Below are 1,107 nucleotides of genomic sequence, written 5' to 3' on the forward strand. Positions count from 1 at the left end.
TAAATATAAAGTAAAAACCATTGAAAATTGTTTAATATATAAAATTAATTATGCGTTTTTACTAAAAGAAGTTTCGAATTTTGAAAATGTTGTTAACCAGGTTGCAATCCGTGCAAGTCAACGTCTCACTTCAAGTATTAAAGCACAGTATTCACAAGTAGAAAAAAGCCTGTTTTTTAAAAGGGCTAAAGATTTAGCCAATCATAATGTTGTGGTGGTGCATACAAACCAAAGTATCCAGCAAGTGGCACAAATCATGAGTAAAAAAGGCTGCACTTGTGCCTTGGTTACCAATGACAATGCATTGGTTGGAGTGGTTACCGAGACTGACATGACAAGTAGAGTGGTTGCTGAGGCGTTTAATATCTATAGACCTGTTGAGGATATTATGAACGCTCATCCTCAGAGTGTTGACCAAAATGAGCCCGTTATTTCTGCGCTCAATCTGATGATGAAACACAATATTCGTAATATCCCTGTTCTTGACAAAAATAAACAGGTTTTAGGTTTGATTAGCCCTCAAGAGTTAGTTCAGAGGCATGGCATTCAGGCTGTTTTTTTGATTGAAAAAATCAGTAAGTGTAATAGTTTAGAATCGCTTTCATTGTTAGTAAAAGAACGTCAGGCAGTATTTGAGGCGATGATAGAATCGCATTTGCCAGCCAATGTAATTGGGCAAGTTTTAATGATGATTTATGATGCCTTTACCTGTCGATTGATTAAATTAGCAGAAAGAAACGTGGGTTTACCTCCTTGTAATTATGCTTGGCTAGCGGCGGGTTCGCATGCGAGAGGAGAGGTTCACTTAGGTTCTGATCAAGATAACGCTTTAGTACTTGATGACTCAGCAACAGAAAGTGACCGAATTTATTTTCGACATTTTGCTATGTATATATGTAAAGGATTAGCGGAATGCGGGTATCCTTTGTGTAATGGGCGTTTTATGGCGGCTACACCAAAGTGGAATCAGCCATTATTCATCTGGAAGCAGCTCTACAGAAAATGGGCGAACAATCCAGAGTACAATATGTTACTAAATCTTAATGTCTTTCTTGAAGTGCGCTTTATTTCCGGGGATAGGTCACTATTTGATGAACTAAATAGTGA

1 protein-coding gene is annotated in these 1,107 nt (G+C 37.6%); it reads left to right on the plus strand.

Annotation, left to right across the window (positions count from 1 at the left end):
- Positions 1-1,107: DUF294 nucleotidyltransferase-like domain-containing protein (locus R8N46_RS25285; RefSeq protein ID WP_318189786.1), on the plus strand; the 1,107-nt coding region annotated here is incomplete at both ends.

Origin of the sequence: Vibrio sp. 1874 (genome assembly GCF_033344395.1) — a bacterium.
GTDB lineage: Bacteria > Pseudomonadota > Gammaproteobacteria > Enterobacterales > Vibrionaceae > Vibrio > Vibrio alginolyticus.